A 6753-nucleotide genomic window follows, 5' to 3' on the forward strand; every position below is an offset into this window, starting at 1 on the left:
CCCAAAACCAACGGCAAGGCCGAGCGCTTCATCCAGACAATGTTGCGGGAATGGGCCTACGCCATTCCCTTCAAATCGTCCCTGACACGCGAAGCCGACCTGCCAAGATGGCTTGACTGGTACAACGCTAAGCGGCCACACATGGGCATCAAAGGCAAAATGCCACTTCAGGCACTAAACGGAACAACCTGATCAGAAACCACATCTAAACCGCAACACGCGCAAACGGAACCGACGAAGCAAAAGTTTGCGACAGAACGCTCAGCGGGTCCTTGACCCCGTCTCGATCGGAAAATTCGATGATGGTATTGTCATCCATTATGGTGGCGCTCTTGTAAGTTGTGGCTTGTATCGCAACAGCAAACCAACCAGATGCACCACCCTCATTCAAACCGCCCTAACACCAGATTCGATCATAGCTTTCCTAAATCTCGCGACCACTTCTCTGGAGAACGCAGCAATACCGCACAACATGCACTAATCAGCACAGCTCTCTATGGAAACTTCGTTTAATGGTTCTTGTGAAGTTATTCGCAAAAAGGCGCTGGAACGAATAAGTATCTGCAAAGGCGGCTTGAATTAGGCTTTTCCGCTGTTCGCGTCTTGAAGAATGTGCAGCTGGTCAGTCAAGGTTAGGATGCAATCGTGGTGCGCCAGTTTCACGAACTGGTACCCCCCCCCCCCCCCCCCAAAAAAAAATAAAGAGTGACGGTGGCAAGATGAGCACGTTCAAGGAAATGACGATCCATTCAACCTTCAAAGAAGCATTGCGCTTTTTCCAGGATAAAAGTGAGGGTCGCTTTCAAAGTCGTTCAGTGAAAATACCTGGTATTGAGAGAGGTCACGTTTCGCGACTGAAAGTAAACTTTGAAAGCTCTAATGCCAATCCTTCTCTTACTGACTTGCCAATCGGCCAGAATGGCAAAAAAAACAATGAACGCGTCGTGATTCACTACAAATCTAGTGGTCGCAAAGTAACGGCCACTGAATTTTCAAAGAACGTCGCTAAATTTCTCCATTTCAGAAAAGCTCCGTCAAGATGTCTTCCAAAACACTATAGCTCGTACTTAAAAAACGAGTTGATAGAGGAAGATCTAATGATTGCCAGAGACGCAGCAGAAAAAATGCGCAACGCCATCTTTGACGTGCGACGATGTTCAGTATCTACAATGGCAACTAATGATTTCGGGGCGCCTGATGAAGACCAGGCCTCCTCGACGGAAGATTGGTCACCGGATGAAGCTCTTGAAAATTATTTTCAAACACGCGACAGTGACCTGCAACAGGATTCTTCCTTCAGCGATGTCGACGAAAGTTTCAATTGCCTTTCGGATGAGGATGATAGCATGGAGAGTGTCGATCGACCAAGTTCGGCAGGCCATTGGGCATCGCTCTTGTGAAGTACGTGTCGGGTTGGATCCACGGTGTTGCGGAAGTCATCAGGCGCGCATTTCCGGGCTCTGTCGCGAAGTTTAGTGGTAGTTGGATCTGTGGCTTTATCTTGACACATCTATCCTGCGAGCTCCATGAACTGTCGGTAAGCAGGTACACCCGGCCGGTTCAGTTGCCACTTTCGGATCATGTGCGCTGTTTCAATACCGCTCAGCGTTGCCCGTTGCTGAATGAAAGGCCTTGAAGCCCATCATCGGCTTGGTCAGTTTCTTGATAAACCGGTGGTCCTGTTCGATGATGTTGTTCAGGTATTTGACCTGAAGGGTTTCGATGAAGGACCACCACAAACCAAGGACAAGCAGGTGGGTGTTCATATTGGTCGGGCCCGCCAGATTGGCTCCGCTTTTTGTCCATCATAGCCTTTTGATATCACTCAACTACTTTGAGAGCGGCCTCTTAAACACGTCAAGAGGCTTGGCAATCTCCATCAAGGGCTTGCCGTTGTTCAGAACGGTATCCTGACGTTGACGGTTGCGCCGTAGGAATGGAAATCGGCGGTTCCGATGCCGTCATAGAACCCTTCGCCGGAGATCTGAATGTTTCGCCGGGGGATCAGCAGACCGGCACCAGCTTCCAGCCTGGCCCTGAGGTTTTCGTTTGATGACGCCAGCGTTGCGTCGGTTGGACTGTTGTCCTGAAGCTTGTTGAAGTCGTAAATACCCGAGAACGACAGGAACGGCGAGAACAGCAGGCGGTCGTCAAGGACCAGGTCGAAGGAGACCTTCGGCCCGAATTCCAGCCGTCCGAGGTAGAAGTCCTGCGACGGGATGATAAGCCCGAGTGTATCGGTGTAGCTCTGCTGCTCTTCGTAATAATAGGTGATGCGCGTGAACGGGCTGATCCGTGTGACCTCGTTGAGCCTGAAATCGCCTGTCAGGCCTCCCTGCAGCATGAACCGCTGGGTCCTGAAATCGTCTTCGAACAGTCCCAGCGCGTTGACGCTGTTGTAGGACTGGCCATAGGTCATGACGCCATCCAGATAGAAATTCTGGTGCAGGCGGAGAACCACATAGGGTCCGGCCATCCATCCGACGCCGTCGGCGGAGGTGCTGTCGTTGCTCTCGTCGGTGACATCGAGCTGCCCCATCACACCAAAGACCGCCCGATCCCCATATCGGTAGTCCAGCCCCGCGAAGAAGAGTCCGGTCCGACTGTCGCTGTTGCTGTTGCGGGTCACCGCATAGGTACCCTGCGCCCATAAATCCCAACCCGAACCTGCTTCACTATTCTGCGCTGCGTCATTCGTCGCCCTGGCATTACTGCTGCTCAGTATGGCCAGCGTGTCTTCTCCCGTCACCGGAGGAGCGACCGCTGTGTAGCTCATGTTGCCGGATGAGCTGAACTGATCGAAAACGGCATATCTCTCCGACTTTAATGTTCCCTGGGAAGGCGCCGCCCCGGCATTACCTGCAGCGGGCTGATCGGAACGGCCCGTGCGAATGACGTTAGCGAACGCCCGCAGTGAGAACTGGAAGCTTCCGGACTGGGAATAGGGCGTCACTTTGAAATTGAAACCGTTTCGCCCGGATTGCCGGCCGAACGGGCCGCCGGTGAGCCTGGAGACCAGATCCGGCTGACCGGCGACGATTGCGTTCGCCCTGCCGGTGACGAAGGAGGCGATGACCTCCTTGGTTTTCTGGATATCTGCTTGCGAATCCCGGTCATTCGTGAGCGAAAAGGCAACGCTGGTCAGACCGGAGGCGTTCGCGGTCACCGAATAGGGGGTGAGCGCCCCGCCGCCATCGTAGCTTGAAGCCGTTTCATTGGCGGTCATCGCCGAGCTTGTCGCCGTCCCGTCCGCTCCGGTCGTGACGGTCTCGGTGTTGGTTCCCGTACTGGCGAAAGTGAGCGAAGCGCCGGTCGAGGGCGCAGTGAACGTGACATCCACCCCGGCCACTCCGCTACTGCCGGCATCCGTCACGGTGGCGACCAGCACGTTCTCGAATTGGGCGCCGACCTCAGCGGACTGACCCGAGCCCGAGGTTGCCGTCAGCGTCGACGCCGGGCTGGCCGCAGAGCCGCTGACAGTAAGGTTGAACGGGTTTTCATCGCCGTCGTCGTTGGCAACGCTCAATGCAAAAGAGAAGGCACCCGCCGCTGACGCTGTGTAATTGACGACGAGCGTCGTCGTGCCGCCGAGACTGGCAACCGTCGTCGAGCCCAGGGTCAGGCTGTTGACCGTGACGTTACTCGCGGCGCTGACGTTGCCGCCGACGGTCGGCGTGGTCACCGACAGGGCGTCCGTGCCCGAGTTGGTGATCGTGTAGGTGATCGTTGCCGCGGTGCCGGGGCTCGGCGTGGAGCCGACCGTATCCGTACCGCCGTCGCTGACCGCCCCGCTTTCGGAAGACGAAACCGCGATTTCCGAAGAAGCGACGGTCAGCGAGGCATTGGACGTCCCGGAATTGCCGAACCTGGAGGTCAGATCACCTGTTGTATTGCTGTAGACTCCGTCGTTGGCAGCGGTTAAATCGGCACTGATCGTACAGGTGCCCCCTGCCCCGACGGTACCGCCAGTGTAGGAAATCAAGTCTGTGCCGCTGGTCGCCGTCAAGGTTCCCCCGGTACAGGTCGTCGACACGTTCGCCGGGCTCGCGACGGTCACACCGGCGGGCAGGTTGTCCGTGAAATCGAGCGAGGTGGCCGCGGACGTATTGGCGGAGTTATCGATCGTGAAGGTGACGGTCGAAGTCTCTCCCTTCAGGATGGATGAGGGGGCCAACGCCTGCGCAAACCCGGGCGCCGATGTCCCCACACCTTCGACATCAAATGTATAGGCGCCCTCATCGGCATCGTTCGAGTTCACCGTGAGGGTCGCCGACTTGGGCCCGGCCGACGTCGGGTCGAACGTCACGGTGAAGGTCGCCGATTCCGAGGCGGCGATCGTCCCGCTCGTCGTGCCGCTGACCGCGAACTGGGTGTTGTCCGACGAAGTGACGCTGGTGAGCGTCAGGTCGCCCGTTCCCGTATTCTGGATCGTGAACGTGTTCGGATTGCTGCCGCCGGCCACGGCAACACTCCCGAAATCCGTATCGTCAGCACTGTCCGGCGAATTGTCGCCATTGACGATGGAAACGCCATTTCCCTGGATATTGCTCTCCGGTTCGGTTCCCTCACCCGTGATCGAAAAGGTGTAGGTACCTTCGTCGGCATCAATCGATTGAACGGTGATGACCGCGTTATGGGTTCCCGCGGACGCTGGATTGAAATGCACGGTAAATGAATTCGCCCCACCCGAAATAAGCGTCCCGCCGACCACACCGCTGACGCTGAACTGGGTCGGATCGGAGGAACTGACGCTGTTAACCGTCATCCTGTCCGGCCCGGTGTTGCGCATCGTGAACGTGTTGGCGTTCGAACCGCCAGCAACCAGGACCCCGCCGAAATCAGTTCCATCGAGGGTAGATGGTGAAGTGTCGCCGTCGAGAATGGTGATCCCGTTGCCTTCGATATCGATTTCCGGCGTGATGCCTCTGCCTGCGATATCGAACGTATAGGTACCCTCGTCGTCGTCATCTGATGTCACTGTAATTGTTGCATCATGTGTTCCTCGAGCCTCCGGTGTGTAGGTCACCGTGAATGTTACCGAGTCGGATACCGCCACCGTCCCACTTGTCGTTCCACTCACCACAAAGAAGGCGTTGTCGGACGTCACATTGGTCAGGGACAAATCTGCAAAGCCAGTGTTCCTGATCGTGTATGTGCGAGCAAGAGGAACCCCGTCGACTACCACATCTTCGAAATCCGTGTAATCGGAGGTGGTTGGCGATGTATCCCCGTCAGCGATCGATCTGCCCCGCCCCAGGATGTCGATTTCAGGATCCAGTCCGTAGGAGCCATTGCCAACGTTAACGTAATTTAATCCAAGATATTTTCGCACTTGCAGTGTGACCGGTTGACCGTCGTAGGTGGCGTTCAGGCTGAAATTGCATGTGTCCGCGGTGAGGCACTCCACGTCGTAAACGGGGGCCGTATTGACGACGGATGGATATGTGCCCGTGAATGACACATCCGTAACACCCGCGCCCATTGAAAACCTGATCCCCGTCCCGCTGCCTGTAAGGTTGAGGATATTGATATCTTGTGCGGCTCCGTTTCGTATGCAAGAGGGGCCATCTAGGTCTATAGCCGCCCCGTCACCGTTGTTTAGAAGGTGGCCGCATTCAATGCTGGCTGCGTTTGCAGGTGTATCGGACAATGTGAAGTGTCCGACAAATACCAAGAGCAAAACCTGCCTTGACATAACGCGCATCAAGTCGGCCGCTATTCTCTCGTGCCGATGGCAGATCCGTCTCAATTGCGCGCAACTCCGTCTGCATCACTTGACACTACACGGCGACTGTCTATTTTCTTGCATATCAACATGAGTATTTAACCTACTGTAATAAATACTAACCTCGCATCATAAGAATTATACGATTTGAAAAATTGTTATATTTCAAAGAACGTTGAGTAAAGTTTGTGGCTTGAAAAATAATATTTTTAAAACATTTTTTTAATCGGTAGGAAGAAGAAATAAGGGACTATATGTTGATTATTAATTTGTTTAACGCTTAATTTACCATCGACGGAGTCGCTCTAAGAGTATTTACTTACGTGTATATTTTATCGATGTGCGTATAAATTGCAGTTTTGGGATTAAAAAATCTATCATGGCAAAAAATTTTTAAGTATTAGCAGGCGCTGCATGAAGTAATGAAGGGAGAGATTATGTACGGCATGAATACTTGTTTCGCTCCATAGGTCGGGATGGGGAGTGAAAATGTGTGTAAAGAGTTCACAGGGGCATTCCGAGTGGTGACGGCGGCGTTGTTGCATTAATCGGATTGCTGGCCCACGTGCTCGGCGTTGTCTGATTTCTGAATTTTCGTGAATGCCGTTCAAACACCACGCCACCCGCTGCCACAAGTTTGCGAAGTCCGGGCGTCGTGTGACGAATTGGGCCGAGTATAGGGGAAGCTTGCGGCGGCGTGGGAATGTCACGTTCTGGGTTGATGGGGGCGTGACGCATACCGGTAAGCGGGGCCCGGCCGGGGACATACTGCGCTTTGGTGATCAAGGCCTATGGCCGCATGGCCTGGAAAAAAGTTCCGGATATAACCAAATAGCGCGCGTGGAAACGCTCATGGGCCCCTGGACGTCGGTCATCGGGGAAATACTCTAGAGCATTTCCCACTTACTCCGGTTCATATCCGGCCGCAGCGAAGTAGTTTCTCGCCTCTGAGGGAGTGACTGCGTCGATTGCCGTTGCAGTCGCATCCCATAGATCCTCGACGGTTCTGGCAGCGGCTTTTTTGAGGA

At 54.5% G+C, this 6753-nt stretch carries 2 protein-coding genes and 3 pseudogenes; 2 read left to right on the forward strand and 3 right to left on the reverse strand.

Annotation, left to right across the window (positions count from 1 at the left end):
• Positions 1–209, forward strand: a pseudogene (locus ABJZ52_RS15875) (integrase core domain-containing protein); the annotation flags it as partial.
• A gap of 510 nt (positions 210–719) precedes the next feature.
• Complete coding sequence (locus ABJZ52_RS15880) at positions 720–1400, forward strand: hypothetical protein (protein WP_348187861.1); 681 nt, start codon at positions 720–722, stop codon at positions 1398–1400.
• 110 nt (positions 1401–1510) lie between these two features.
• On the opposite strand, the pseudogene ABJZ52_RS15885 reads toward ABJZ52_RS15880, so the two are convergent.
• From ABJZ52_RS15885 to ABJZ52_RS15895, 3 genes and pseudogenes are all read right to left on the reverse strand, one after another.
• Positions 1511–1712: pseudogene (locus ABJZ52_RS15885) on the reverse strand (DDE-type integrase/transposase/recombinase); the annotation flags it as partial.
• 185 nt (positions 1713–1897) lie between these two features.
• Positions 1898–5482 carry a choice-of-anchor D domain-containing protein gene (locus ABJZ52_RS15890; protein WP_348187863.1) on the reverse strand — a complete coding sequence of 1195 codons (3585 nt, stop codon included), beginning with the start codon at positions 5480–5482 and terminating at the stop codon, positions 1898–1900.
• A 1146-nt stretch (positions 5483–6628) separates the two neighbouring features.
• Positions 6629–6753, reverse strand: a pseudogene (locus tag ABJZ52_RS15895) (IS630 family transposase); the annotation flags it as partial.

The sequence above is a fragment of the Roseibium sp. genome, from assembly GCF_039982295.1.
Lineage (GTDB): Bacteria > Pseudomonadota > Alphaproteobacteria > Rhizobiales > Stappiaceae > Roseibium.

What these genes read in the sequence shown, in the direction of transcription:
- ABJZ52_RS15880 (WP_348187861.1), top strand. Translation starts at nt 720, where the DNA reads ATGAGCACGTTCAAGGAAATGACGATCCATTCAACCTTCAAAGAAGCA.
- ABJZ52_RS15890 (WP_348187863.1), bottom strand. Translation starts at nt 5,482, where the DNA reads ATGGGCGCGGGTGTTACGGATGTGTCATTCACGGGCACATATCCATCC.